The organism is Microcystis panniformis FACHB-1757 (assembly GCF_001264245.1).
Taxonomy (GTDB): domain Bacteria; phylum Cyanobacteriota; class Cyanobacteriia; order Cyanobacteriales; family Microcystaceae; genus Microcystis; species Microcystis panniformis.
This window is the reverse complement of record NZ_CP011339.1, coordinates 3,214,588-3,239,259: the sequence shown is the minus strand read 5'-3', so window position 1 is coordinate 3,239,259 and position 24,672 is coordinate 3,214,588. Positions and strand designations below refer to the sequence as shown.

Annotated in this window: 27 protein-coding genes; 14 read left to right on the top strand and 13 right to left on the bottom strand. The window is 42.8% G+C overall.

The genetic code is table 11. The features are described from left to right. Nucleotides 1–244: 244 nt before the first annotated feature. The gene (locus VL20_RS15665) at nt 245–1,363 is read right to left on the bottom strand and encodes a hypothetical protein (protein WP_052277034.1); all 1,119 of its coding nucleotides are present in this window, start codon (nt 1,361–1,363) and stop codon (nt 245–247) included. Nucleotides 1,364–1,886: 523 nt separating this feature from the next. Between VL20_RS15665 and VL20_RS15660 the strand changes: the two genes are divergently transcribed. The 5 genes from VL20_RS15660 to VL20_RS15640 all read left to right on the top strand — a co-directional run bounded on the left by VL20_RS15660 (nt 1,887) and on the right by VL20_RS15640 (nt 5,515). After that, nucleotides 1,887–2,621 (top strand): hypothetical protein, encoded by a 735-nt coding sequence (locus VL20_RS15660; protein ID WP_128575233.1) that lies wholly within the window; start codon nt 1,887–1,889, stop codon nt 2,619–2,621. Further along, entirely contained in the window at nt 2,570–3,034 is a 465-nt protein-coding gene (locus tag VL20_RS32845; RefSeq protein WP_284525814.1) for a hypothetical protein, read from the top strand. Before VL20_RS15660 ends, VL20_RS32845 begins: the two co-directional genes overlap by 52 nt. 138 nt (nt 3,035–3,172) lie before the next feature. Then, nucleotides 3,173–3,388: a hypothetical protein gene (locus VL20_RS15650; RefSeq protein WP_052277033.1), complete on the top strand. Its 216-nt coding sequence runs from the start codon at nt 3,173–3,175 to the stop codon at nt 3,386–3,388. Between the two features lie 344 nt (nt 3,389–3,732). After that, nucleotides 3,733–4,809 (top strand): magnesium-protoporphyrin IX monomethyl ester (oxidative) cyclase, encoded by a 1,077-nt coding sequence (gene acsF, locus VL20_RS15645; RefSeq protein ID WP_002742302.1) that lies wholly within the window; start codon nt 3,733–3,735, stop codon nt 4,807–4,809. 157 nt (nt 4,810–4,966) lie between these two features. Further along, entirely contained in the window at nt 4,967–5,515 is a 549-nt protein-coding gene (locus VL20_RS15640) for a zinc ribbon domain-containing protein (RefSeq protein ID WP_052277032.1), read from the top strand. A 97-nt stretch (nt 5,516–5,612) separates the two neighbouring features. On the opposite strand, the gene clpB is transcribed toward VL20_RS15640, so the two are convergent. From clpB to VL20_RS15620, 4 genes are all read right to left on the bottom strand, one after another. After that, the gene (clpB, locus tag VL20_RS15635) at nt 5,613–8,273 is read right to left on the bottom strand and encodes an ATP-dependent chaperone ClpB (protein WP_052278484.1); all 2,661 of its coding nucleotides are present in this window, start codon (nt 8,271–8,273) and stop codon (nt 5,613–5,615) included. A gap of 92 nt (nt 8,274–8,365) precedes the next feature. Beyond that, the gene (locus VL20_RS15630; protein ID WP_002788994.1) at nt 8,366–8,851 is read right to left on the bottom strand and encodes a GNAT family N-acetyltransferase; all 486 of its coding nucleotides are present in this window, start codon (nt 8,849–8,851) and stop codon (nt 8,366–8,368) included. A gap of 22 nt (nt 8,852–8,873) precedes the next feature. Then, a complete protein-coding gene (locus tag VL20_RS15625; protein ID WP_002749864.1) occupies nt 8,874–9,176 on the bottom strand; it encodes a hypothetical protein in 303 nt (100 codons plus the stop codon). A gap of 119 nt (nt 9,177–9,295) precedes the next feature. After that, complete coding sequence (locus VL20_RS15620; protein ID WP_002768920.1) at nt 9,296–10,189, bottom strand: methylenetetrahydrofolate reductase; 894 nt, start codon at nt 10,187–10,189, stop codon at nt 9,296–9,298. Between the two features lie 222 nt (nt 10,190–10,411). Here VL20_RS15620 and VL20_RS15615 point away from each other — a divergent pair, with 222 nt between their 5' ends. Then, complete coding sequence (locus tag VL20_RS15615) at nt 10,412–11,140, top strand: GDSL-type esterase/lipase family protein (RefSeq protein WP_024968709.1); 729 nt, start codon at nt 10,412–10,414, stop codon at nt 11,138–11,140. A gap of 374 nt (nt 11,141–11,514) precedes the next feature. On the opposite strand, the gene VL20_RS15610 is transcribed toward VL20_RS15615, so the two are convergent. Then, a complete protein-coding gene (locus VL20_RS15610) occupies nt 11,515–11,742 on the bottom strand; it encodes a type II toxin-antitoxin system Phd/YefM family antitoxin (protein ID WP_052277031.1) in 228 nt (75 codons plus the stop codon). Between the two features lie 621 nt (nt 11,743–12,363). Between VL20_RS15610 and VL20_RS15605 the strand changes: the two genes are divergently transcribed. From VL20_RS15605 to VL20_RS15595, 3 genes are all read left to right on the top strand, one after another. After that, nucleotides 12,364–12,741 (top strand): hypothetical protein, encoded by a 378-nt coding sequence (locus VL20_RS15605; protein WP_052277030.1) that lies wholly within the window; start codon nt 12,364–12,366, stop codon nt 12,739–12,741. Between the two features lie 10 nt (nt 12,742–12,751). After that, nucleotides 12,752–15,556, top strand: coding sequence for a caspase, EACC1-associated type (locus VL20_RS15600; protein WP_052277029.1), 2,805 nt, complete (start codon nt 12,752–12,754; stop codon nt 15,554–15,556). A gap of 229 nt (nt 15,557–15,785) precedes the next feature. Next, nucleotides 15,786–16,436: a TIGR04282 family arsenosugar biosynthesis glycosyltransferase gene (locus VL20_RS15595; RefSeq protein ID WP_052277028.1), complete on the top strand. Its 651-nt coding sequence runs from the start codon at nt 15,786–15,788 to the stop codon at nt 16,434–16,436. Here VL20_RS15595 and VL20_RS15590 read toward each other — a convergent pair. From VL20_RS15590 to VL20_RS15570, 5 genes are all read right to left on the bottom strand, one after another. After that, the gene (locus VL20_RS15590; RefSeq protein WP_052277027.1) at nt 16,398–16,910 is read right to left on the bottom strand and encodes a L,D-transpeptidase; all 513 of its coding nucleotides are present in this window, start codon (nt 16,908–16,910) and stop codon (nt 16,398–16,400) included. The genes VL20_RS15595 and VL20_RS15590 overlap by 39 nt on opposite strands. A 78-nt stretch (nt 16,911–16,988) precedes the next feature. After that, nucleotides 16,989–17,294: a DUF6464 family protein gene (locus VL20_RS15585; RefSeq protein WP_052277026.1), complete on the bottom strand. Its 306-nt coding sequence runs from the start codon at nt 17,292–17,294 to the stop codon at nt 16,989–16,991. A 59-nt stretch (nt 17,295–17,353) separates the two neighbouring features. Continuing rightward, nucleotides 17,354–17,761, bottom strand: a complete 408-nt coding sequence (speD, locus tag VL20_RS15580; protein ID WP_002735723.1) for an adenosylmethionine decarboxylase — start codon at nt 17,759–17,761, stop codon at nt 17,354–17,356. A gap of 160 nt (nt 17,762–17,921) precedes the next feature. Then, the gene (locus VL20_RS15575) at nt 17,922–18,575 is read right to left on the bottom strand and encodes a DUF4335 domain-containing protein (protein WP_052277025.1); all 654 of its coding nucleotides are present in this window, start codon (nt 18,573–18,575) and stop codon (nt 17,922–17,924) included. 2 nt (nt 18,576–18,577) lie between these two features. Next, the gene (locus VL20_RS15570) at nt 18,578–19,204 is read right to left on the bottom strand and encodes a DUF3038 domain-containing protein (RefSeq protein ID WP_052277024.1); all 627 of its coding nucleotides are present in this window, start codon (nt 19,202–19,204) and stop codon (nt 18,578–18,580) included. A 216-nt stretch (nt 19,205–19,420) separates the two neighbouring features. On the opposite strand from VL20_RS15570, the gene VL20_RS15565 reads away from it, so the two are divergent. From VL20_RS15565 to VL20_RS31785, 5 genes are all read left to right on the top strand, one after another. Continuing rightward, the gene (locus tag VL20_RS15565; protein WP_002742074.1) at nt 19,421–19,939 is read left to right on the top strand and encodes an adenine phosphoribosyltransferase; all 519 of its coding nucleotides are present in this window, start codon (nt 19,421–19,423) and stop codon (nt 19,937–19,939) included. A gap of 156 nt (nt 19,940–20,095) precedes the next feature. Next, a complete protein-coding gene (locus tag VL20_RS15560; protein WP_052277023.1) occupies nt 20,096–21,157 on the top strand; it encodes an ABC transporter permease in 1,062 nt (353 codons plus the stop codon). Nucleotides 21,158–21,336: 179 nt separating this feature from the next. Next, nucleotides 21,337–21,645 (top strand): hypothetical protein, encoded by a 309-nt coding sequence (locus VL20_RS15555; protein ID WP_002737657.1) that lies wholly within the window; start codon nt 21,337–21,339, stop codon nt 21,643–21,645. 3 nt (nt 21,646–21,648) lie between these two features. Further along, nucleotides 21,649–22,527 (top strand): SDR family oxidoreductase, encoded by an 879-nt coding sequence (locus VL20_RS15550; protein ID WP_052277022.1) that lies wholly within the window; start codon nt 21,649–21,651, stop codon nt 22,525–22,527. Next, complete coding sequence (locus tag VL20_RS31785; RefSeq protein WP_167341550.1) at nt 22,514–22,666, top strand: hypothetical protein; 153 nt, start codon at nt 22,514–22,516, stop codon at nt 22,664–22,666. Before VL20_RS15550 ends, VL20_RS31785 begins: the two co-directional genes overlap by 14 nt. Before the next feature lie 13 nt (nt 22,667–22,679). Here the strand turns inward: VL20_RS31785 and VL20_RS15545 are convergent, their stop codons facing one another. After that, complete coding sequence (locus VL20_RS15545; protein WP_052277021.1) at nt 22,680–23,174, bottom strand: ureidoglycolate lyase; 495 nt, start codon at nt 23,172–23,174, stop codon at nt 22,680–22,682. A 5-nt stretch (nt 23,175–23,179) separates the two neighbouring features. Beyond that, complete coding sequence (locus VL20_RS15540) at nt 23,180–24,637, bottom strand: efflux RND transporter periplasmic adaptor subunit (protein ID WP_052277020.1); 1,458 nt, start codon at nt 24,635–24,637, stop codon at nt 23,180–23,182. Nucleotides 24,638–24,672 lie beyond the last annotated feature (35 nt).

Here is a 24,672-nt window from a genome sequence, read left to right as displayed (position 1 = left end):
TCCATCAATGTGCATGGTGCGTTCCCCCAAAATCGATCGGTGGAGCAGTAAGAGCCACATTAGGGAACGCACCCTACAGCGATAGCGATCTGATCCCACCAGAGCGGCATCGCACTTTAACCCACAGTTTCAATAAATGTGCATGGTGCGTTCCCCAAAAATCGATCAGTGGAGCAGTAGGACTTGCATTAGGGAACGCACCCTACAAGATCGGCGATCGCTACTGTAGTGTGATCGCACTTTTTTATACGCCGATGTCGCGAAGGTACTTTAACGCAAGTTTTGGGTCGGCAAAGGTTTGACATTTGAATCGGTCTGTAAGCCCCAGATGTTTTTCGTGAATGAGGTGACATAGTGGCCTCTCCGTTAGGAATGTGTCGCAGTAGGGAAGAGCCATTGCCACATGTCGAAGATCGGCGAGATCGTTGGGTTTGTATTTCTGGTTTTTGCGCCATCGTAATGCGGCATGAAGGGTGACGTACGTACGCAGGGTTGGTAGTTCGTCATCAAGTTTGTTTAGGCGGAACGCCTGATACACGAAATTCGCAGCCATTTTGCCCACGGCGGGATCGGGTTTCGCATTGGGGTCGGCTTTGTCACCGAATTCCGTCAAATACATCCGATGAATTATCCGAGCAAGAGAATCACGCGACAAATCAAGGAAACCGGCCAATTCGATCATGAAGAGTTGCTCGAACGAATTGAAATCGTCGTTGTGAGCAAATTTGCCGACGTTCATTTTGTTGACGGAGTTTTGATCAACCTTCCAGTTAGGACAACAACCAAGATGCTCGAAAATATCTGAGAAAGTTGCCACCCACATCTGATCGAAGAACGCTTTTTCAATCGCGTCCGATTGCTCCTTGGTGAACGCGTCATTTCGAGGTGATACGTATCCGAGTACATAGCCACACCTTGTCCACATTAATTGATCGAGGTCGCAAACGGCAGCGTCACCCTTCGTTTTCTGAACCATGAAATGCCAGAGTTCGGCATCTAGACGAGAAAAGAACTCGGTCTGGCAAACGGCTCCAGACAATTCGTCCATCAATTTAATCGTTGACGCGAGTGTAACCGGATCGTTTTGAACGAAAACCTCCGAAAAACTGTCCTGCGATACAGGACAGATGGCTCGTTCAGATTGAACCGCGTTGCGTATTTGATCGAGCAGCGCAATTAGTGATTCATCAGTTCGCCGGCCGAGGACGACATCACGAAATAGAAGCCAGTATCGTGTGTCCAGATAGATTTTGTGCCGATCAGTAATCGACACCGCCAGTTCAAGATGTCGCGCACGAACATACTTGGCAAGTGTGATGTCTGGCTGCTTTAAGTGCTGGTGAAGTGTATCAATGTTTTCCACGCGATCCTTCCAGCGTTTGCAAATGTTCCTTCAGTATGACAAGCAGCAGCCTGTTCTGGTTCAGGCGCATAACGTTTGAGATCAGGCTGCAGCCCGTCAGGTCCGTCGCGCCTGCATTGAATTGTTAGGCGCACTTGCATGCCCAACCAGAACTTCGTGGTGTGATGACAAACTAAGCACACCGATCTTAACCAAGCCCCGTAGCACACCAACCCTAGTGTGGCTTTCCATCAGGTGTAGCCTTTCGGAAACCGCTGGCGGAAGATCTTTAATAGACCTCTTGCAAAAGTCTTAAGTCGATCCTTGTACAGCAACATTTTTGAAGATTATCAACTACTAATAAATAATTAACTGAAAGTCCCTCCCATTATTGTTTCTATCGTTTGTTTTCGGATTTATGCAAGAGGTCTATTATACCTGACAGGGGGACAAGCCAGCTGAAAAGCTTATGTAGCATGGAATACAGACACAGACTCCCAAAAAAGATAAGTCATATTTACCATATATGACCTAAATAACGAAAATGATAAGTGAACTATACCAGAAAGTGTTAGAAAATGAACTGGGGCGAGCCAGATATCTACTGTTGTTAATGGTAGTTGGAACCTTGCAAATATTGAAGCAAGCAAAGTTAGAGATATTAGCTGAAGCCTTACCAATACCAATCCTGTTTGAGAGTCGGAGAAAAAAACTAAAAAGATTTTTAAAGCTGGAAATTCTGAATATTGAAAAAATCTGGTTTGTCTGCCTAAAAGAGATGTTAAAACAGCAGGAGAGATTCACAATAAAAGGATTAGTATATATTGCCATAGACCGAAGGAGTTGGGGAGCAATAAATATCTTGATGGTGAGTCTAATTTATGACAAGATAGCCATCCCAATCTATTGGGAGATATTGGATAAAAAAGGAAGTAGTAATCTCGAAGAACAGCAGCGAGTATTGGGGAAAATATTGACGGTGCTATTAGGTCATAAAATCCTGGTGTTAGGAGATAGAGAATTTTGCTCGGTCAGTCTAGGAAAGTGTCTTCAGAAGCAGAGTTTGTACTTTTGCTTAAGACAAAAACAAAGTACAAATGTCAAGACAAAAGAAGGAATTTATCAAGAAATGAGAGAGTTAGGTTTAAGTCCAGGAACTAAACTATTTTTGAATGATGTCAATATGACAAAAGAGCAGGGATTTGGCTCGTTTAACTTAGCTGGTAAGTGGAAAAAACCTATCGGGGTTTTAAAACAAAAGAACCTTGGTATATTCTGACTAACTTTGGAGATTTAGAGACGGCAATAATTGCCGATCAAAAAAGATTTGATATTGAGGAGATGTTTCGAGATTTTAAGTCGGGAGGCTATAGCTTAGAAGGTTCTCAATTAGCCCCGCAATACTTATCAAAGCTGATAATTGTTATAGCTATCGCCTATACAAGTGCCACAATGCAAGGTAAAAAAATTAAGGATATGGGAATCCAAAAATATGTCACAAGACCTGAAAAAAGATATAAAGGTCAACGCAGACACAGCAGTTTTTATGTGGGTCAACATCTCTATCATTGGCTCCAGCTACATCAAATGTTCCCAAAAAATATAGAAGAGCTAATGCAAATTAGCCGCTATCGGTTGAAGGATTACATCAAGGGACAAAGAGCGATATCGCTTGCCCTATCTACCTTCTAGCTCGCTTGTCCCCCTCTCAGGTCTGGAGGCTATAGCTTAGAAGGTTCTCAATTAGCACCGCAATACCTATCAAAGCTGATAATTGTTATAGCTATCGCCTATACAAGTGCCACACTGCAAGGTAAAAAAATTAAGGATATGGGAATCCAAAAATATGTCACAAGACCTGAAAAAAGATATAAAGGTCAACGCAGACACAGTAGTTTTGATGTGGGTCAACATCTCTATCATTGGCTCCAGCTACATCAAATGTTCCCAAAAAATATAGAAGAGCTAATGCAAATTAGCCGCTATCGGTTGAAGGATTACATCAAAGGACAAAGAGCGATATCGCTTGCCCTATCTACCTTCTAGCTCGCTTGTCCCCCTCTCAGCTATTATACAGAAACTTTCTGTATAACACTCTCCAGAGTAAAGATATAGGTCAACTTTCTGCATAATACTCTATTTAGGCGCAATCGCCAGAAGTTTTCCCCATATCACCCCACATCTCCGAACATTTGTCAAGACTCCCAGCGAAAAATCTGGGTTTGTTCACACAGCTTAATTAAGAGTTGTAACTTTTAATGAACAGGAAGGGAGTCTAGGGCTGAGAGCTTGCTATAGTGAATCCTAGCCGTTTTTTCACGGCTCGTCATTATCACGTCAGAGCCTTTACTCGTCTCAATCATCATCCCAGAGTAAAATCAATAATCCCTATGGTCAGCACGATCCAAAAACCAGAATTCGAGGAAATCCGTCCGGGTATAAAAGTTCCCGCTAAAGAAACGATCCTCACTCCCCGCTTCTATACCACTGATTTTGAAGCGATGGCGGAAATGTCGATCGCCGCTAACGAGGAAGAACTGAAAGCGATTTTAGAGGAATTCCGTACCGATTATAACCGGCATCACTTCGTTCGCAATCAAGAATTCGATCGCTCTTGGGAGCATATTGATGGCGAAACTCGCCGCTTATTCGTGGAATTTCTGGAAAGATCCTGCACGGCCGAATTTTCCGGCTTTCTTCTCTACAAAGAACTCGGCAGACGTTTAAAAAACAGAAATCCCGTTCTCGCAGAATGCTTTAACCTCATGTCCCGGGACGAAGCGCGTCACGCTGGGTTCCTTAATAAGGCTTTATCGGATTTTAACCTCTCCCTTGACTTGGGATTTTTAACCAAAAGCCGTAACTACACCTTCTTTAAACCGAAATTTATCTTCTACGCCACCTATCTTTCCGAAAAAATCGGTTATTGGCGCTATATCACCATTTATCGTCATCTCGAACAACATCCCGAAGATCGGGTTTATCCGATTTTTAACTTCTTCGAGAATTGGTGTCAAGACGAAAACCGTCACGGGGACTTCTTCGATGCGATCATGCGCGCGCAGCCTGATATTCTTAACGATTGGCGCGCTCGTCTCTGGTGTCGTTTCTTCCTGCTTTCGGTCTTCGCTACGATGTACCTCAATGATACTCAGCGTTCCGGTTTCTACGCCATTCTTGGTTTGGACGCTCGCGAGTACGATAAGTATGTGATCGAGAAGACCAATGAAACCGCCGGCCGCGTCTTCCCGATTGTTCTCGATGTGGATAGTCCTGAATTTTATGATCGCCTAGAGATTTGTGTTCGCAATAACGAGGGATTACGGGCGATCGATAGCGAAAACAGTCCCGCACCGGTTAAATTCCTGAAGAAATTGCCTATCTTCGCCTCTAACGCTTGGCAATTCCTCAAATTGTACCTGATGAAACCGATTCGGGTCGATAAATTAGCCGGTAGCGTCCGTTAAAAAGTTTGTTTTCTTGAGACATGGTGAGGGTGGGTTAAACCACCCTTTTTTTGTCGATAAAATTCTTAAGAAAATCCTCTAACATTTCTATCCTCGCTAGACTGGATCCTAGGGGTGTGAACTAGGTTTTTACTTTTTACTTTTCACTGTCAAAAATATGGCTATTTATAGTGAATTACCCACAGGACAACGTCTCTATCTCGATAATCAAGGGCTGCAGACGATTGTAACCCTCGCTAGTGGTGCGGTGGGACAACAACAGCAGTCTAGCAGTAGTTTTGCCACAGGAGTTTGGACACAAGAACCCCAAATAGAGATAATTCCCCAAGGGGCAATTATTGAAATTATCACTGAAACCGGACCCCACAGAATCCAAATTCAAGGAAGCAGTATCGGTTTTTCCTCCCCTCATACCTCTGGAGTTTCTCAGTCCTCTCAATCGACAACCGCTACCAGTTTCTCCTCCCCACCGATGCAACCAATGCAACCGATGCAACCGATGCAACCAATGCAACCGATGCAACCGATGAAAATGGGTAATATGTCGATGAATTTTGCCCCCATGGAAATGCAAATGGGAGATATGAAAATGAGTATGGGAGACGCAAAAACCGTCAGTAAAACGCGGTTTTGTAGTCAATGCGGGGCAAAAGTAGCGGCAACCGATCGCTTTTGTAGTAGCTGTGGTCATCAGTTACAGCGATAAAACCTGTTTAGCTAAATCTATAACTCCTTTTGGGGCAAAATTTTGTTTATATTGGCTGAATTGACCCGCAGAGGGGGAATATATCCCCTATATGGTTTTAATCCGAACTGAGGTTAACCACGGCTAATTCTAATGTTTGCCCTTCCTTTTCTAGCTCCTTTTTGCTAAAACTTAAAACTTCATCTAGACAATCAATTACCACCGTATCCCCTTCCATAAAAGCTTGTTCGAGAATTTTTGTGGCTAAAGGATTCTCTAACTCCCGTTGGATAGCGCGTTTTAAAGGTCGCGCCCCGTAGGTGGGATCGTAACCAACAGTAACGATATGATCTTCTGCTGCCGCAGTTAATTCTAGATTGATTTTTTGTTCTGCTAATAATCTTTCCAGACGCTGTAATTGCAGACGAACAATGTAACGCAATTCTTCTTTTTTGAGGGTATGGAAAATAATTAAATCGTCGATACGATTCAAAAATTCGGGACGAAAATGACTCCGCAAAGCTGTTAAAACCCGTTTCCGCATCTCCTCATAATCGGCATCTTCGGAAACATTTAAAATATGGTCACTGCCAATATTACTGGTCATGACGATAATCGTATTCCGAAAATCCACCACTCGTCCCTGAGAGTCGGTAATGCGCCCATCGTCAAGCACTTGTAATAAAATGTTAAAAACATCCCGATGGGCCTTCTCCACTTCATCCAATAAAACCACAGAATAGGGACGACGACGCACCGCTTCCGATAGTTGTCCCCCTTCCTCGTAACCCACATAACCCGGAGGCGCGCCGATTAACCGGGAAACCGCGTGTTTTTCCATGTATTCCGACATATCGATGCGAACCATGGCTTCCTCGGAGTCGAACAGTAACCCCGCCAAGGCCCGCGCTAACTCGGTTTTACCCACTCCTGTGGGTCCCATAAACAGGAATGAACCAATCGGACGGGAGGGATCTTTCATTCCTGCGCGTGCGCGTCGAATCGCCGCTGCTACTGCCGTGACCGCTTCATTTTGTCCGACCACTTTTTTCTGTAAATGAGACTCTAATTCTAATAATTTTTGTCGTTCTGATTCCATTAAACGATTGACGGGAATTCCCGTCCAACGGGCAACTATTTCGGCAATATCAGCATCAGTTACCTGTTGTCTTAACAGGGTCGAACCTGCCGCTTGAATCGTTTCTAGTTCTTTTTCTTTTACTTCTAATTCCCCCTGTAAAATTTCTAGTTTGCCATACTTTAATTGGGCTGCTTTATTGAGATCATAAGCTCGTTCCGCCTGTTCCACCTGTAGGCGCAATTGTTCTTCTTCCTCTCGTAACAATTTAATTTCCTCGGCGATATGTTTCTCCGTTTGCCATTGGTCAGCGAGAGGCTTTTGTTTACTTTCTAATTCCTCAATTTCTTCGATAATTCTTTCTAAACGCTCTTGAAAAGCTCGATCTTTTTTCTCCTCTTTTTCTAAGGAGAATTTTTCCATCTGTAACTGCATTAAGCGACGATCTATCATTTCCAAATCGGCGGGTTTAGTGGTACTTTCTACCTCTAATTTTGCCGCCGCTTCATCAACTAAATCGATCGCTTTATCCGGTAAAAAACGATCGCTAATATAACGATGGGATAAGGTAGCTGCTGCCACTAGGGCCGAATCGGTAATTGTCACCCCATGATGCACCTCATAACGTTCTTTTAAACCCCGGAGAATCGAGATAGTATCCTCCACGGAAGGTTCCTTAATATAAACCTGTTGAAAACGTCTTTCTAAAGGGGGGTCTTTTTCGATATGATTGCGATATTCATCCAAAGTTGTCGCCCCAATACAGCGCAATTCTCCCCGAGCTAACATAGGTTTTAATAGGTTGCCCGCATCCATCGATCCCCCTTCCCTAGAACCCGCACCGACAACGGTATGTAGTTCATCGATAAAGAGAATAATTCGGCCTTCTGATTGGGTAACTTCTTTCATGACTGACCGCAATCTTTCCTCGAATTCGCCTCGATATTTTGCCCCAGCAATTAAACTTCCCATATCGAGGGAAATTAACTGACGATTTTTCAAAGATTCGGGAACATCTCCGTTAATAATCCTTTGGGCCAATCCTTCCGCAATAGCGGTTTTTCCTACTCCCGGTTCACCGATTAAAACCGGGTTATTTTTCGACCGTCGCGAAAGGACTTGTACCACCCGTCGAATTTCTTCATCGCGACCGATAACCGGGTCTAATTTGCCTTCTTTGGCCGCTGCTGTTAAATCCCGGCCATATTTATCTAAAGCTTCGTATTTTTCCTCTTGATTGGGTTCAGTAACCTTTTGAGTACCGCGAATAGCTTTGATGGCTAATTCTAAATCTTGGGGGTCAAGATTGAAAGTGCGTAAACATTTCCGGCCAACCCTTTCATCTTCGGCAAAACCGACGAGAAGATGTTCGACGGAGATAAATTTATCTTGCCAACTTTCCCGGGATGCTTCGGCGCGATCGAGTAGCAGATCAAGACCACGACCTAGGTATAATTGATCGACGATGGCCACTTTCGGCTGTCGGTTAGTGAAGACTTCTAGCTGTTGTTGCAGTCGCGGAATTTCAATATTAGCTTTTTGTAAAATCCGGGTGGCTAGACCGTTATTCTGCTCTAGGAGGGCAATAATAACGTGTTCCACCTCTAAGGTCTGATTTTTGAAGCGTCGCGCAATTTCTTGCGATTTAACAATCGAATCCCAAGCTTGTTCGGTAAATTTATTCGAGTCTGTGGGTTGCATTCTGCACCAATGAGGAAAGCCAGTGTCAGAGGTATAGTATAGCAAGGAGTCTCGATCGATCACAAAGTTCCAGGCTCGGCAAAAGGTCTGACTTATTTATCACTATTACCCAATTGGGTTAAAGCTGTCCCGGTGAGACGACAAATTTGCCACTCTTGGAAGACCTTAGCCCCCATTTTTCCATAAAAATCGATCGCCAGTTGATTCCACTCTAAGACAGTCCATTCTAAAAGTCCCGCATCCCTAGCGACGGCAATTTTAGCCACAGCCATTAGTAAAGCTTTCCCGATACCTTGACTGCGATAATCGGGTAAAACGAAGATATCTTCTAGGTAAATCCCCGGTTTAGTTATAAAGGTGGAATAGTTAGCAAAAAATAGGGCAAAACCGACTATTTTACCCTCTACTTCCGCCACCAATGCTTCGATGTAGGGTTTTTCTCCGAATAAATGCTCCCCTAAAGCTTGACTATTTCCTGTCATTAAATGGCTGAGTTCTTGATAGGCCGCTAAGGCAACAATTAAGTCAAAAATAGCCTTGACATCGGTAGAAACGGCAGCACGGATGGAATAATTCATGATTGCTGGTCAAATCTTGATTTTAATGCTGATGATGTTCGTGGGGAGATTCAGCAGGGGGAGAATTAAGATTGGAAAAATGGCCGTTATTTAATCCCATCCCAACGCTACCAATACTGAAAAGTCCCATGGACACAAAACCGGCCGCAATTGTCCCCATGGCCACGGTTCCAATGGAAACTACTCCCATAGGAACAATACCGATGGAAATAACGCCCATGGGAACAATGCCAATGGAAATTATACCAGTGGGAGCAATACCGATCGACAACCATTTTCGCCCACCACAACTATTCTCTTTTTCTTGACCTAGATTGGAATCCATGCTTTTAACCCCGAAGATGCTTTGAGCCTTACCATACTAGGTTAGGGGTAGAATTCTTGTCAAAAGACCAGTAGTCAAAATGAAAGTTAATTTTTTATAAAAACTATTGACTTTTCATCTCAGTTATGTATTGGCGGGATACCAGCCAGATCGAGAATTTTCGGGACTAAATCCTCTCGTTTAATCGCCATGATGTGGACACCTTGACATAACTGCTGGGCTAATTTTATTTGTTCGGCGGCGATTTTGATACCTTCTTCGAGGGGATGAGGTGCATCAGCGAGTCTTTGAATGATCTGGTCGGGAATTTGCACCCCCGGCACATTTTTATTTAAAAATACGGCATTTTTAGCCGATTTTAGCAGAAAAATCCCCGCTAGAATCGGTTTATCGGCGAGGGAGGCCACCTGCTGCATGAACTTATCAAGGCACTCGAAATCCGTAACTAATTGACTTTGAAAAAACTGCGCTCCTGCTTCGATTTTACGCTCAAAACGGCTTTGAAGACCGGACCAACTTTTTGACTGCACATCGACGGCAGCCCCGGCAAAAAGTTCTAGGGGTCCATCAGGTAAAGATTTATCGTTAAAGTCAAAACCTTTATTTAATTTATCGATTAATTTTAACAAACGTACCGATTCTAGGTCAAAAACTGCCCTAGCTTTGGGGTGATCTCCTGCTTTGACCGGATCTCCAGTTAAAGCTAGTATATTTCTCAATCCCAAAGCATGAGCGCCCATTAGATCTGCTTGTAATCCGATCACATTGCGATCGCGACAGGCCATTTGACAGATGGGTTCAATGTCGTGTTGATAGAGAATAGCGGAGGCAGCCAGAGAGGACATTCGCACTACGGCGCGACTGCCATCGGTAATATTAGCCGCATGAACGCGATTTTTTAGCCAGAGGGCCATTTCTAGCATATGACTGGCATTACCACCTTTCGGGGGAGTAATCTCGGCTGTAATCAAAAATTCTCGGTCTTGAACCGCGCGTCGTAAACGAGTAGTCATCAATTTATCTAGGTTTTAACCATAAATTTTATAGTAGATTTAGCCCGGAAATGGCTCGGAGGCAAGCAATGATCATCGGGCTGCTTTATACTGGTCGGTGTCAGTGCCTGGCTGATATTTAAGTTAACTGGCAGGAAAAAATTTTTAATGTAGTATAATACACGGACAGTTTAACCAAATTCGTTTACAAGTGTAAAGGACAACCGATTCGATCGAGCGATCATGCCAACTCTTTCTCGTTTACCTACTAAAGACAAAGCCCTAATTATGACCCATCCCCTCAAAATCGTCGCTTTAGGTGATAGCCTTGTGTATGGCTATGGCGACCCCGTGGGTGGCGGTTGGGCCGAGCGCCTACGTCGTTTGTGGATGGAAAGTGCTGGTCATGCCCTGTATAATTTGGGGATTCGCGGCGATCGAGTGGTACAAGTGTCCGAACGTTTAGAACAAGAATTTCGTCTCAGGGGGGAAATTCGCAATCGTCTCCCTGACCTGATCCTTCTCTCCGTCGGTGTTAATGATACAGCCCGCTTAGGCCGGCCCGATGGTCGTACTTATACCGACCACGATCTTTTTCAAACTCAAATCGAACATTTACTCACCCGGGCCCGTTCTCTTTGCCCGGTTTTGTTTATAGGCATGATTCCGGTGGATGAGCGGAAAATGCCCTTTTTAGATTGCTTTTACTTCAACCATGGCGATCAGTATAGTTTTAAGGAAACCACTAAACAAGCTTGTCTAGAACAAAATATTCCCTATCTCGATTTATTTGATCTCTGGATGGACCGGGGTGATCTGTGGTGTCAAGAAAGATTAATGGAAGATGGACTTCATCCCAATGTGCAAGGCTATCAATCAATTTTAGAGGATATTTTAAACTGGTCGCCCCTCACCTCCTTTGTCGGTGTGGATAGTTTTATTCAACCTTTCACAGGAATTGCACAAAAGTGATGTCCTCTGTTCTCAGTGGTTCTAGCGGTGTTACGGAAACGAGAAGAGCCAGTAATATAACCGAACTTACCCCCTACATATCTACTACAATGCTGAACAGGCAATTGCACTACTCGTTCAAAATGTAGTAAATTAAGGGGCAAAATTTGCCAATCATTGCTCTAAATTTGTGACGCAATCAATTCTCGGAAAGGTGAATCAAAAGTTAATTTTTTCCAGACTATATTTGATCGTCATTTTCCAAAAACTACCTTAACTAAGATAAACTAGATTTTCTCTTTCATTAATCATAATTTTATGGTTGTCTCTCAATTGTTTATTATTAGTGACATACCAAAGAAATACATAAGTATTTATTAAAAATTTGAGCCTAATTATTGATCATCTTCAAAATCAGTTAAAGGGGCATCAAAATCATCGGCTATCACAACTTTTCCCGCAGCACTTCTCGGTTGAAGCGGTGGTTTCTTGGCTAACTTTACAGGACTTAATTTAACTACAGGTTCATTATTTTCTGTGATGATAATTTCTTCACCTTTAAGTACAGCTTCCAATAACTCATTAAGTTGATTTTTTGCTTGTTTTAATTCAACTGTAGTCATTAGTTTACCTCACTGATCAACAACACAAACATTAGTTTAATCTCAATCAAGAAAAGCGATGGATTAAGTTATATCTAGGGTTTGCTGAATAAATGTGAAATGTAGGCAAGGTAAGAGTTTTGTGGCTTTACGAGCGAAACAGGTGCAAATTTTGAGAGAATCGTCGTTCAAAACCTTGCGTCTTCATCGGCCCGCGTCCTGTAGGGGCGAAGCATTCGGGCAATAACCTATCGGTGAAACCGTAGATTTTCTATCCGAATGCTTCGCCCCTACTTTTTGCCGCAAACCCTATCTATATCCTTACTTTTAATCATGATACCAATACTCACCCCCTGTCAGGAATGTCAGACACATTCTCATACTTTCTAGCGGAATTATCGCCATTAGCCTGTAGTAGTAGTAAGGAAACCCAACACACAATAATTGTTATGATTTCTTGGAGCAGGTTGAAAAATCGATCTTCTATGTTCAGCAACAGCACAACATCAGTGAAGAAATCTGCACTCGGCAAGGGGCAGTATGAAAATGGGATCACTTATTTAGATTTCAGATGGTATATGGTAAAATTTGCATAATTCAGTAAGATTAGTATTATCCTATATTATTTCAACTCAACTTCCTATGAGTAACAAATCTACGATTAAATTGGTGATCGCTTTTAACGATCCTAACCTGGAGCCTGAAGAACGCGACGAACAAGCCCAAGTATTACTGACAGAACTACAACAGGCAGATGAAGTTGAATCGGTTAAACGTATTCTTGATCCCAATCCCCCTGAAGGTAATAAGTCATTGGGCGGTTTTTTGGGAGGAATGTTAATGACCGAAGTTAACCCCGCTAATGGGAAAAAGTTGTTAGGGTTTCTGGGCGATCGCCTGGGAGGTAAACCGATAGAATTGTCGGTAGAGGCCAATGGTCGCAAGTTGACGGTTAAGGCTCACAGTCGAGAAGAATTGGAAATGGCTATTAAAGCGGCTCAAGACTTTATCTCAGGTTAAAGAAGGTATTATGGCAAAATTTGCTTTGTTAATTGGTGTGAGCGAGTATTCCGAAGGATTGCATTCAATTTCTAGCGCGACTCAAGACATTGAAGCAATGCGCCGAGTATTAGAGCATCCGGACATGGGAGCCTTTGATCAGGTTACAGTTTTGCCTAACCCAGACAAAGGGAGCATGGAAAAAGCAGTTGAGGTTTTATTTGCTAATCGACAGAAAGATGATTTGGTGCTTTTATATTTTTCTGGGCATGGACTTAAAGATCAAAAGGCTAGATTTTTTCTAAGTACAAGAGACACTGGGCGTGATCAGAAGGGAAATTTTTCTCTTGCAACAGCTTTAGCGGCAACTAAACTTCAAGAGTACATCACAGATAGTCATTCCCAAAGGCAGATAATTATTCTCGACTGCTGTTTTAGCGGAGCATTGGTTCAGGGAATGCCAATCAAAGGGGAACTTAACATTCAAGAGGAATTAGGAGGTAGAGGAAGGGCGATTTTGACCTCTTCTAGTCCAATTGAATATTCTTTTGAGTCGGAAGATAACGGTTTGTCCATCTATACAAAATATCTAGTTGAAGGAATTGAAACTGGTGCAGCAGATCAGGATGGTGATCAATTAATTTCTGTTAATGAATTGCATGAGTATGCCAGCGAACGAGTAAAGGAAGCTGCCCCGGCAATGACTCCCAAATTTTATCTTTCTCTTGAAGGAGAGGATACTATTTATTTAGCCAAATCTCCTCTTGCTGCTAATGATCCTAAATTTAAGTATCGTAAAATAGTTGAGGATATTATTAAAAAGTGGAATGATGAGGATATTAAAGATTATTGTTTTAAGGAGGAAGACTTTTCTGCTGCAGATAGGGCAGTTTTGGATGCAACAATAGATCAATTAAATCTCTCACCAGATGAAGCCAGAACGATTGAAACAGAAGTTCTTAAACCACTGCTACAGCAACGAGACAATATTAAGAAATATAGGAATGCGTTTCGGAAAATAATAGCTGCTGCTAATCATACTCCATTGAAAAACAAAGATGGAGAGAGTTTAAAGAAACTGCAAATTATCTATGGACTCAGGGATGAGGATATTCAGGTGATTGAAGAAGAAGTGCGAAATGAGGTTTATCCCATTACTCCGACGATTCCACCAATCACTTCGCCTTCTGCAAAAATTGCCCAAATTTTGCATTCTATAAAAACTTTAAAGCCCCAAAATTTCAAATTAAATCTGCCAGTTAGCATAGGAATAGCATCAATAGCAGTTGTAAGTTTATTTGCCATTTATCGCCATAATATTATTACTCCATTAATTCCATCGGATTGTCCAAAACAAACGGGAGACTTTATTAGTGAAGGAGAAGAAGTTCTTAATTACTCTCAATCGTTTAACAAGAAGAAAGGTACAGAATATTTTGCACAGTGTGATTATCAAAAAGCCCTGTTAAGATTTAAGGACGCATGGCAACAGGATAGGCTAGATCCAGAAACGTTAATTTACTTAAATAATGCTTTACTAGAAGCCAATAAAATGCCATATTACACGATTGCTGTTGCTGTTAGTATTCCCAAAAATCAAAATGACTTTAATGATGATGATGGTGATAGTCGAGCAAATGAAATGTTACGAGGAGTAGCGCAATTACAAACAAAAATTAATCTGGGACTTTTAAATGACAATGATCCATTCCTCAAGTATTTTCCAGATCAAAATTTTATCAACAAAAAAGCGATTAATGGTAAGGGATTAAAAGTTGTCATTACTAATGATGAAAATGACGAATTACTAGCCAAAAAGACAGCATCATCTCTTTCCCAGCGTCCTGAAATTTTAGGGGTTGTTGGTCACTATCCCAGTGAAATGACTGTGGCAACGGTGGATATTTATAATCAAAATAATTTAGTTTTGATTTCTCCCGGATCAACGACTAGCGAGCTTACTAAATACCCCAGAAAAAATTTCCTGCGAACTGTTTTTTCCAGCGATCAACAATCTCCTGCCATTGCAAAATTTTTGCAAGAAAAGTCTATTAAAAAAGTGGTGGGCTTTTATAGTGAAGGAAGTCCATTTAGTGAATCTTTTTTTAATAGTTTTAAAACTATTTTTACACGCCCTCCATTCTCTGGAACTGTAGTAAAATTAGATGAATTTGATCTCGGAAATAATTTTAAGGCAGAAGAAGCCATCCAAGAGTTACGACGACAGAAAGAAGAAAAAATAACAGAAACAATAGGGCTTGTACTATTCCCAAAAGCAATTGGCGATGCTCAAGGCGATGCAATTAGACTTATAAAACTTAATAATAGTCAAAATTGGGTTATCGGATCATGGGGACTTCGTAGTTCTCGTACCTTAGAACAAATTAACAACCTACAACCTTTTCAAAAGTTTGTTATTGCGGTTCCTTGGGATTCTTTAACCAGTCCTAACCAGGATTTTCTTAAGGATGCTAAAATTTTATGGACTACAACTTCTGTTAATGCAATAACGGCCCTATCCTATGATGCAACTCTTGCTCTAACAAAAGCTCTAGAAAAGGCAAATACTCCCACACGAATTAATATCCTTGAACAATTAAAGTCTCTTGATTTTCTTGTCACTAAAGGTGCAACTGGGACAATTCAATTCGATGAAAATGGCGATCGCAAGAAGTTGGATGAAAATGGCGATCGCCAAAATCCCTCCGTAGAATTTGTTCGCATTGTGGAGTGTCGGACACTAAGTTCAGATTTTGCTTTTGTCCCAATCAAGTATCCTACGGCTAAAGATGCTGGTTTATCCTGTTTAAACTCACCCAAAAAGCCTAGTCCCTAGCTAATCAGGGTTGGCTGAAAAAGTCTGAAATGCCGCTAGGAAAAAGGTTTCGACTCAATCAAGCGATCGCCGCTTTTGTAGGTTGGATTGAGGAACGAAACCCAACACAGAATTAGATAACCAACTAAAATAATCTATACTAAGCCAATAAAGCCTGTTTTATTGGGTTTGCTGCCTCCTATTGACAGTAGGCTAAAACTAATAATGAATATCATCGTCGCAATCACTCGTGGACTGGAGACAACAACTAATTATTTTTACCCGTTACCCGGAATTGGGGAAAGTAAAAACCCGTATGATTCCAGCTTTGGCAGCCGAGGGAGCCGAAGAATTGCACCGCAAACTGGCCGAATATACTCTCAGTAAATTAGCGGGTTTGAGGAATTTTCTCTCTCTGATCATTTACTACCATGGCGGCAGCGAGGAAAAAATGCGTACTTGGTTAGGTGTGCATTATTCCTATCATGCTCAACGGGGAAAAGACTTAGGAGAAAAGATGCAAAATGCTTTTGCCGATGGTTTTGCTCAAGGGATGACAGCGATCGCTATTATTGGCACAGATTGCCCAGAAATCGGGGAAAAAGAGATTTTAGCAGCCTTTGAAGCCCTAAAAACCCACGATATGGTTTTAGGGCCGGCGTTAGATGGAGGATACTACCTAATTGCTTTAAAACAGGTCTTTCCAGAGCTTTTTGACGGTATTCCCTGGGGGACGGGGGAAGTCTTGGCAAAAACTCAGACAATCGCCGCTAAACTGGCCTTAAAGACCGCTTATCTGCCTAAATTAGCCGATATTGATCGCCCGGAAGACCTGCCCATCTTAAAAAAATACCTGCCAGAATTAAGGTTGAACGATGACGGGGGTTCCCATGCGGACTAAATCAAACAACACTTTCACATCCCGATTCCGCATCCGCACACAACCATGGGAAGCAGCGCGACCGAGGGAATTTTCCGCAGGGGTGCCGTGAAAACCGATGGAATTTTTGCCGTCACTCCAAAAACCGATCCATCTTTCCCCTAGGGGACTATTGGGACCGGGAGCGCTGACTTTTCCCGTCCAAGGACTTTTCCAGACGGGATTGCGAACTAATTCCCGCACTTCAAATTTACCGGTGGGGGTTTCCCAGCCTTTTTTGCCGACGGCGACGGTAAATTGTGCTAAAAGTTGCTTATCTTGATAAACGTAAACTTTTCTCTCTTTCAGTTTCAGGACCAGATGGGTAGCGAGAGTTTGATTGGCTGCCGTATTCGGGGTGACGGTGCTGATTTGGTTAGCTTGGGCCGGATATACGGGTAAACAAGTTAATCCTAATCCGATGATTAAGAGGGTCAAATTTCGTTTGAACGCCATTGTTCCCACACTCCTCAATTGCGATAGCGATAATTTTTAAGGATAGCAAACAGGGAACTTTTTGCAACTTCAAGCCGCTTATACTGTGCCAGTTTTAGCTTCGTACTGCCGACAACCTTCACAAGGACCCGGGGGATTAACCGCACAACGCAAGTGGGGGGAATAGGCATTAAAACGACAACTAAGATCACCGATAAAGGCCGGTTTATTTTCTGTCCCTGGAGGGATTGACAAAAAATCACTGGCAATCACCGTGCTGTATTCGTGACGATAGCGAATCCCTCTCAAACGGTTGCTTAATCTCTGTTGGGATCGGTTAATTAACCAGAGACTAAGCAGAGAGGGAAAGAGAGCGAGGATAAAAACAAAGGTTATCCTGATCACGATTTCAGTTTAGGCGATCGCCAGTGTTGCTAACTTATTATTAAGGCTGGCGCTAGAAATTAGGCCATAACTAGGGAAGACTTAAGGGGTTCTTCCTTTTTGCTTTCATAAACTGCCCCAGAACTGGGGAATCCTCTGGTTAGTTCCCGGACTTTAATCTCACCTGCTTGCAGGGATTTGGTCAAAATTTCCATGGCAACCACGGGTTTACCGGCACCACAGAAGAATAAATCGGCGGCGAAATAGCCGTGTTCAGGCCAGGTGTGGATCGCGATATGAGATTCAGCTAAAGTCGCCGTCGCGGTAACTCCGTGGGGACTGAACTGGTGGACACACAAATCGATCAGCGTTGCTTCTCCTGCCGTAATTCCATCGAGGATAGCGCGACGAATGCGCTCGGGATCGTTGAGGAGGTCAGCAGGTACTTGCCAAGCATCGACAATCAAATGGGTTCCCAGTTTGGTCATTTTTTTTTCAATACTCCCTATCGAAAAACCTTCACAGATTTACGAGTATAACACAATTTTCTAACTTGTGCAAAAAAGATCCGGTTTTTTTCGGGTACTTTCTCTAAAAACTGAGACGGTGTGGGGTGTGGGGTGTGGGGAAAAGCGCAAGGGACTAATTTTATCTAGGAGGGGGGACAGGATTAGTGGGGACGGTGGGACTAGGAGAAGCGGCAGGAATGGGGGGATTTTCTGGTTTACGGACTTGGGGGACGGGTAACAGATAGAAAAGTAGGGCGCAAGCGACAAGACTGCCTAATCCTGCCAAAAAAGGCACTGTTCGACTGGCCACCGATTCATTCACCTTATGGTAGCGACGGGAAACTGGCTGTAATTTCAGGGTTAGGTCGGGTAAAGTGCGAGTATCGGCAAAAAATTGGTCAATCGCTTCTATTAAATCGAATAACTGCACGGTACTGATTTCTATCTTCACCGGACTTTCTGGGATATTCAAGTCCGTTGATGGATACCAGACCAGACGATGGAGATTCTGGTCAATCTTTTCTAGGTACACATGATCTGGTTCATGGACGGGATCTTGGGGATGACGAACACCACTCAAAAATTCTTGGGCATACTGACTGACCGCTTGTACCAAATTTTCCAAGAAAACCCGACCACCTTGCAGGACTTTATTGGCCCCGATTAACCGACATTCTACGTTAGTCAAAATTGAGAGTAAGGGTCGGCTATCCCCGGGGTTAGCTCGGGCGAAATCATCGCCGAAACCATCGAGAATCAGGGTACAATTGGGCAAGCTATACTGTCTTCTCATTTCTACACGATCTCCCCATCAAATAAACTAATCCAAAACCGCTGCATTCCCGTCGTACCAGTACAAAATAATAACCGATCGAGAAGGGATAAAGCCAGTTCATTTAAAGCATTTTCATCGGCTAGATAAACCGATACTTTGGCCCGACGGGGGTTCATGCGACTGCGAAAATTGGAGCGAAATCTTTCTAGGTATTCTGATAAAAGAAAATTATTATCCACGGGTAAACCTTTTGATTCCATCTGTTGCCGCGCTAACAGTAATTGTCGGATGGATATAGCTAGGGGTTTGGCCCGATAACTGGCAATGATAACTAAAGCTTTTGCTTGGTCAAGGGTGAGACGGTCGAGGGTGTAGGAAATTCGCCAGGGATTAGTACAGCGTAAGCGCCAGAAAATAATCCGGTTTTTGACAATTTTATCGAGTCCTAGTTCTTTACAGAGGGCTAACAGGGCCTCCCCGGCACCGACTTCTAAGGATTCCAACGCTAACAGCATTAAATCGATATGCTGTTGGAGATGTAGGGCGCATTGCTGACTGGCAATCGGAAAATCGGGTAAAACGCTTAAAATAACTGGTTTTTCTGGGGCTGATGCTGTAGATTCGGGCGTTAGGCTAGTAGGGGTCATGATATAGGATAACTAAAACACAAGGGCGATCGAGTCAGGGTATTGTAAATTGTATTGTATATATAAGTAGGTAGGTGTTAAAAGTTCTCAGATCCCCCCGCCTATCGGCACCCCCCTTATCAAGGGGGGCAGGGGGGATCAGAGGCAAAATCTATCTTCAATTTAATTATAACTACTTACTTAGCTGTCCCCCATTTTACGAGACACGGAAACCGAATGGATCTGAAATCACTGATTCGCGATATTCCCGACTTTCCCAAACCGGGTATTGTCTTCCGCGATATTACTACCCTACTCAATCATCCCCAAGGATTACGTTACACGATCGATACCCTAACGGCAAAGTGTCGCGATTACGGTTTATCCCCCGATTACATTGTCGGTATGGAATCGCGGGGTTTTCTCTTTGGGGTTCCTTTAGCATACCAGTTAGAAGCGGGATTTATTCCCGTCCGGAAACCGGGCAAATTACCCGCCGCCGTTCACAGTATCGAGTATGATTTGGAATACGGAAGCGATAGCCTCGAAATTCATCAGGACGCGGTGGCATCCCATCATAAAGTCTTAATTGTCGATGATTTAATTGCGACGGGAGGAACGGCAAAAGCAACGGCAGATTTATTAGAAAAAATTGGTTGTGAGGTGTTAGGATTTGCCTTTATCATCGAGTTAATCGACCTCGGTGGTCGGGAAAAATTACCCGATTTACCAATTATTACCATTATCGATTATTAGGTTTTTTTAAGTACCCAAGCAGAATTAATTACACATTTTGCTAACACTCTTGCAAGAGTGCCTATCTCAAAAATGGCAATTAATTCTGCGCGACTATTCATCTCCTGTCTCCTGAATTGGAGTCCCCACTAGGAAATTAACTTGGCACGATTACTTATGACGGCGACTGATGATAATTATAAGGATGCAACCGCTCGATCGAGTGCTAATGGGTTACAATCTCTCCTAACTAGCGAAACTTTTTTGTATATTGTCAAGCGTGTTCTCCAGGGTTTATTAACTCTGTTGTTGGCCTCGGCGTTGAGTTTCGCTATTATCCAATTAACCCCCGGCGGGTTTCTAGCTTTGCTTGACCTTAATCCCAAGATTAGTCAGGAAACTAAAGAACAATATATTGCCCTTTTTGGTTTAAAAGACCCGCCGATTGTCCAGTATTTTAAATGGTTGTGGCAAGTGGTAACTCAGTTTAATTTTGGTCTGAGTTTTACCTATTTTCGTCCCGTGTCTTCCCTATTATTAGAGAGAATTCCAGCGACGTTATTAATGTCTTTGACTTCCATAATTTTAACCTGGGCAATTGCGATTCCCTTGGGTATTGTCAGCGCCGTCAAACAAAACCAATTTATCGATAAATTTTTTCGAGTTATCAGTTATCTTGGTCAAGGTTTCCCCAGTTTTATCACTGCCCTTTTACTGCTAATTCTCGCCCAAAATGTCTCGCCGCTTTTACCGGTGGGTGATATGACCAGTATTAACTATTCGGAATATTCCCCTATTGGTAAAGTTCTAGATATCGCTTGGCATATGATTTTACCAACTATTGCCCTGACAGTTACCAGTTTTGCTGGATTACAAAGATTGATGCGGGGACAATTGTTAGATGTTCTTCGACAGGATTATATTCAAACCGCCAGGGCGAAAGGTTTACCGGAAAATAAAGTTATCTATGTCCACGCTTTACGCAATGCTATTAATCCCCTGATAACTCTTTTGGGCTTTGAATTTTCTAGTTTGTTAAGTGGGGCATTTATTGCCGAATTTTTCTTTAACTGGCCCGGATTAGGTCGTTTAATTTTGCAAGCTGTGACGGCTAAAGATTTATATTTAGTTATGGGCAGTTTAATGATGGGTGCTACTATGTTGATTATCGGTAATCTTCTGGCTGATTTACTTCTCAAAGCTGTAGATCCTAGAATTAAATTGGAGGATTTAAAGTAGGGGAAATGGGTAAATTTTATCAGTTATCAGTAAACAGTAATCAGTTATCAGTGGGGAGACCACTGCGTGCGCGTTGCGGGGGGAGATGGGGGAAATTTCAACTAAAACCCTAAAACCCTAAAACCCTAAAACCCAATCCCCAACCCCTTTTTTCCTTATCACTTTTTATCTAACCAACTATGTTAGCAACTACTCATTATTTACTCAGGTCAAAACAAGACGGACAATATCTAGTAGCGCGTCTGAGAAAAGGTGAAAGCGAAACTCCGGCTAGTTATCTGCTTCTGTTTAAAGAATCCTACGATGCTTTAAGTTATATCAACACCCATGCTCAGGATTTAGCCAATAATTTTTCTGTGGAAACTCTCTCAGGAACACAATTAAAGGGACTAATGCAGCGATGGGGATTTGCAGGAATTGGTTTAGTTAGTGAACCGTTGGAACCACAGGTGCAGTTTTTAGCCTACGAAAAAGGATTTAATCTCTAAACTATGAAAACGCTGTTAATCACTGGAGTTAGTGGGTTTTTAGGTTGGCATATTTACCAAAAAACTCGCTCATCCTGGGCTAGTTTCGGTACATACCTTAATCACAATGTCAATAGTAATGACCCAAATTTAATTAAAATTAATTTAACAGACTTAGTCGCAGTTAAAGAACTTTTTCAACAGATTAAACCCGATGCGGTAATTCATGGGGCTGCCCAATCAAAACCGAATCTCTGTCAAGAATTTCCCCAAGCATCCGAGGCAATTAATCTGACAGCTTCCCTAGAAATTGCCCGTTTATGTAGTCAATATCAAATACCCCTAGTTTTTCCCTCTACTGATTTAGTTTTTGATGGTAAAAATGCCCCCTATTCCGAAAATGATCCCGTTTCTCCAGTCAGTATCTATGGTGAGCAAAAAGTAGCGGCAGAAAAGGGTATTTTAGCAATATATCCTCGGGCAGCCATTTGTCGAATGCCTTTGATGTTTGGTTCCCCTTCTCCCAGTGCTAATAGTTTTCTGCAACCCTTTTTAAAAACCCTGCAAGAGGGAAAAGAATTATCTCTATTTACCGATGAATATCGGACGGCTGTTGGGGTTAATAGTGCGGTGAATGGTTTACTTTTGGCATTAGAAAAAGTGCAAGGGATCATTCATCTGGGGGGTAAAGAAAGAGTTTCTCGTTATCAATTTGGTTTACTAATGGCGGCAGTTTTTAACCTTCCCGGAGAACAAATAAAACCCTGTTTACAGTGCGATGTTCCCATGAGTGCGCCGCGTCCGCAGGATGTTTCTCTTGATAGTTCTCTTGCTTTTTCTTTAGGTTATCAACCATTAAATATTAAAACCGAATTAGAGGCAATTAGAGATGAAATTACCTGAACAAAAGCGGACTATATTAATCATCTTACTCCTTTTTTTTACCGCTATTCTCATGGCCAATTATTTCGAGGTAGGGATGACGGGAGTGTTGGCTTTTTTCGTTGCCTATCTTTCTAAAGGATTGCGAAAAGTTAAGTAAAAAATTAATTGTTTCAATCAACAATCTCGAATTCTATTGACTGCTCTTGGGCAAAATTATAGGTAAAATGATCGATAATATTAGTATCGCTCAATTCAAGATTATAAAAATCAATTGCCGGTTGATCAAAAAGTGGGCCAGCGTGCCAAGTTCCCACCTCTAATTTAATAAAACAGTCCCCAGGGATGCGAAAAACCTTTAATTTTTCTAAATCCGGTTGAGGATGAGGACTAGGGGGGGCCACTCCTAAAAACCACTCTTGTCCCCCCAAAGAACCAAGACATTGGGTACATTGACTATGACGAGTAATTCGCTTAAATTTACGTCCGCGAGTCTGTAAACGCATAATATAAAAGCGTGGCACACCGTTCTTTAAATGCAGTTGTGCATCGCTTTCATCAAACGGTTTTCCGTCATGACTAGGTATTATTAATTGACCGTAGGGACGGAAACTCTCGGCAGTAATTAGTTGTGCTGACAGGGGACGAACGATAATCGAATTACTCATAAAAATTACTGCTGACTAACAGTTATAGCTGTACCATCTCGGAGAGAAAGAATATTATTAATAGCAATTCTTTCCCCGGCATTTACTCCAGAAATAACCTGATAAGCTTGCCCTTGAATTGTGCCGACTTGAATTGGTTTTTGTCTGACCACTAAACGCTCCTCGGCGTTTTCTTGACCTTCTTTAGCCTTTTCTTTTTCGGCGACAAAAACAAAATTTTGCGCCCCGATGCTAGTCACTGCTGTGGTGGGAATTAATACCCCCGGTTTTTGATCCCAAATTAACCGCGTCCGCACATATTGGTTATTGCGAAGACTGCCATCATTAGTAAAGGCAAATTTCACTAAAACCGATTGGGTAGCTTGGGAAACGGTGGGAGAAATAAAAGTTACTTGACCGCGAACCCCGGCACTGCCATCGGGATTAATAATTTCCACGGGCAACCCAACACGCAGACGCGGTTGTAATTCCACGGGAATCTGCACATTTAGTTCCAAAGTTTTATTATTAGTCAACGAGGTTAATTCTTCACCCAGGGAGATAATATCGCCGACTTTTCTTTGATTAAAATCGCCGACAAAACCATCAATCGGGGCGGTAATAGTGTTAAAAACTAAATTCTGACGCGTCGCCCCTAATTGCCCCTCGGCACTGGCTACCGCCGCTTGACGACTGTTCACTGTTGCCGCTGCCGCCGCCACCTGTTGCCGTGAGGCTAATTCGTTTTGAATAGCGATATTTAATGCTTCTTTGTTTGCCTGTAAAGTAGCTCTAGCCGCCGTCACCTGTTGACGGGCCGCATCACGATTTTTAGACCGGGCCTCTACTTCCGCCCTGGCGGCCTGAATGTCGCGGCGGCGGTCATCTAAGTCCTGTTGGGGCTGTGCGCCTTGTTTAACCAGAAATTCGGCTCTTGTTAGGTTTTTTTCCGCCAAATCTAAATTGGCTCGCGCTCTCTGTAAATCGGCTTCGGCGGCGCTCAAGGTGGCGATCTGACTTTTAACATTGGCTTCGGCATTAGCCACATTAGCCCGATTCTGAGCAATTTGGGCTTTATTTGCGGCCGCTTGCGCTTGTCTTTGCCTTAAATCCGCTTCAGACCCGTTGAGGTTCGCTTTGGCCGAATTTACCTGGCCGATACTGGCGTTCACCTGCTGCTGTTGTTGTTCGGGATCTAATTCGGCGATTTTTTGTCCCTGAGTTACCTGATCGCCAGATTTAACGAAAATAGTGCGAATCCGACCGGTAATCTGAGGGGAGACGCTAACACGCTCTTGGGCGATCAAAGTCCCCACAAATTCGCTACTTTGCACTAACTTGTCGGTGCCGAGGGTTTGCAGTTTGACGGGAACAGCCGCCGGTCCGGTGGCCTGGGGGGTTTGGGTGGCGCAACCGGCGACAATTAGGGAAACGGCGATCGACGAACCGATCGCTCTCGATACGTTAACGGATCGTTTAATCATTGTTAAATTTAGGGGTTTTTAGCGGAAAAAGTGCT